At 42.1% G+C, this 432-nt stretch carries 1 protein-coding gene; it reads left to right on the top strand.

Annotated elements, in window-relative coordinates; translation table 11 throughout:
- On the top strand, positions 1-432 hold a 432-nt coding region (locus FUA26_RS15665; RefSeq protein WP_222611754.1), incomplete at both ends, for an HYR-like domain-containing protein.

Here is a 432-nt window from a genome sequence, read left to right as displayed (position 1 = left end):
GATTGTATCGCAGATGCTACAGAAACATTTACATTACCAACAGTCACTGATGCTTGTGGCAATACTTTAACGCCTTCAGGAGCGGTAATCACTGAAAACGCTGATCCATCAACTTGTGAAGGTACTAGAACGTATACTTATACCTATACAGATTGTGCGGGTAACACAGATACTTGCGCGTATGTGTACACCATCGATACACCTGCATTCACTATTACTGAAGCCGATGGTGCTGAAACTGTAGATTGTATCGCTGATGCTACTGAGAAATTTACACTACCAACAGTAACGGATGCTTGTGGTAATACTTTAACCCCTTCAGCAGCGGTAATCACTGAAAACCCTGATCCATTAACTTGTGAAGGTACTAGAACGTATACTTACACCTATACAGATTGTGCGGGTAACACAGATACTTGGGCCTATGTGTAC

The sequence above is a fragment of the Seonamhaeicola algicola genome (genome assembly GCF_007997385.1).
GTDB lineage: Bacteria > Bacteroidota > Bacteroidia > Flavobacteriales > Flavobacteriaceae > Seonamhaeicola > Seonamhaeicola algicola.
The sequence above is the reverse complement of the archived record's forward strand: the minus strand, read 5'-3'. Positions and strand labels throughout refer to the sequence as shown.